Source organism: Desulfurivibrio nitratireducens (assembly GCF_044068515.1).
Taxonomy (GTDB): domain Bacteria; phylum Desulfobacterota; class Desulfobulbia; order Desulfobulbales; family Desulfurivibrionaceae; genus Desulfurivibrio.
In genome coordinates this window covers 1-1,563 of sequence record NZ_JBIPKI010000096.1, presented here as the reverse complement: position 1 = coordinate 1,563, position 1,563 = coordinate 1, and the positions used below count along the sequence as shown (strand labels likewise).

Here is a 1,563-nt window from a genome sequence, read left to right as displayed (position 1 = left end):
GATCGGTGGTTGGCAGGTGGCCGTTGAGCAGTGCCGCAGGTTGCGGCAAGCGGGACGGTGCCGCGTGCTCCAGGCCCGCAAGCCGGCCCGATCGCCGCAAGATGCGGTGCTGCTGAATGGCCACCGAGGGGGTGTAGCTCAGCTGGGAGAGCGCCTGCCTTGCACGCAGGAGGCCATCGGTTCGATCCCGTTCACCTCCACCAGGAATTTTAGCCGTCTTTGGCGGCGCCTTGAGTTCGGATCCAGCGGATCCGGAGCGGGGTTTTAGTGGTATTAGATCTTTGATAATTGAATATGTTGTTGTGAATGCATTTTAGTAGCTGAGTCGATCAAGCGAATTAGCAAGATATTTGGTCAAGCTATTAAGGGCAGACGGTGGATGCCTTGGTACCGGGAGGCGATGAAGGACGCGGTAAGCTGCGATAAGCTTCGGGGAGTCGCTAACAGGCTTTGATCCGGAGGTTTCCGAATGGGGCAACCCGGCCAGGTAGAACCTGGTCATCATGTACTGAATAGATAGGTACATGAAGCGAACGGGGGGAAGTGAAACATCTCAGTACCCCCAGGAGTAGAAATCAATTGAGATTCCGTCAGTAGTGGCGAGCGAACGCGGAACAGCCCAAACCGCAGTACTTGTGCTGCGGGGTTGTGGGGCCCCGATGTGGGATTGACAAGGGATAGCAGAACGGTCTGGAAAGGCCGGCCAGAGACGGTGATAGCCCGGTATGTGAAATCTTGCGTCACCCTAGGGTGTCCCCGAGTACCACGGGACACGTGAAACCCCGTGGGAATCTGGGAGGACCATCTTCCAAGGCTAAATACTACCCGGTGACCGATAGTGAACCAGTACCGTGAGGGAAAGGTGAAAAGAACCCCGGGAGGGGAGTGAAATAGAACCTGAAACCGTCTGCTTACAAGCAGTGGAAGCACTATGTCGCAAGACAGTGTGACCGCGTGCCTTTTGCATAATGAGTCAGCGAGTTACCCTATGCAGCGAGGTTAAGCCGTGAGGTGGAGCCGTAGCGAAAGCGAGTCTTAATAGGGCGTTTAGTTGCATGGGGTATACCCGAAGCCGAGTGATCTAGCCATGGCCAGGGTGAAGCGAAGGTAACACTTCGTGGAGGCCCGAACCAGTGTAGGTTGAAAACTGCTTGGATGAGCTGTGGCTAGGAGTGAAAGGCTAATCAAACTCGGGAATAGCTGGTTTTCTCCGAAATATATTTAGGTATAGCCTCGTGTGATGACTGACGGAGGTAGAGCACTGATTGGGCTAGGGGTCCCCACAGGATTACCAACCCCTGTCAAACTCCGAATACCGTCAAGCTCAAGCACGGGAGTCAGACTACGGGTGATAAGATTCGTGGTCGAAAGGGAAAGAGCCCAGACCGCCGGTTAAGGTCCCTAAGTGCATGCTAAGTGGTAAAGGATGTGGAACTGCCCAGACAACCAGGAGGTTGGCTTAGAAGCAGCAATCCTTCAAAGAAAGCGTAATAGCTCACTGGTCGAGTGGGTCTGCGCCGAAAATTCAACGGGGCTAAGCATGCCACCGAAGCCGCGGATTTC

The 1,563-nt window shown here is 54.6% G+C and carries 1 tRNA gene and 1 rRNA gene; both read left to right on the top strand.

The window, feature by feature from the left end:
* The first annotated feature begins 127 nt into the window (after nt 1–127).
* Nucleotides 128–203: transfer RNA gene (locus tag ACHHTY_RS12040), tRNA-Ala, on the top strand.
* Between the two features lie 149 nt (nt 204–352).
* Nucleotides 353–1,563: ribosomal RNA gene (locus ACHHTY_RS12035) — 23S ribosomal RNA — on the top strand; the annotation flags it as partial.